General features: G+C 35.8%; 1 pseudogene. It reads right to left on the reverse strand.

What is annotated here, in order from left to right:
• Window positions 1–214: pseudogene (locus tag SB660_RS24050) on the reverse strand (DUF2339 domain-containing protein); the annotation flags it as partial.
• Window positions 215–232: the final 18 nt, after the last annotated feature.

Here is a 232-nt window from a genome sequence, read left to right on the forward strand (position 1 = left end):
CTTTCATCAATTTCTCAAAGGCATTTAATGTTTCTTTACGACGTAGTGCATACATATAAATAATGAAGAGATATACCCCTGGCATCAATAAAGCGATATGTTCTATACTAAAAAATGGAGTTGGCTCGTGTATGACAAAGCTAATCATAAGTGCAATGAAAAATCCTACTGAACTGACAACCTTCATCAAACTTGCTCGAAGTCGTAAGCTCATCATAACGCCTGCAAATAG

The organism is Bacillus sp. SIMBA_005 (assembly GCF_046535585.1).
GTDB lineage: Bacteria > Bacillota > Bacilli > Bacillales > Bacillaceae > Bacillus > Bacillus pumilus.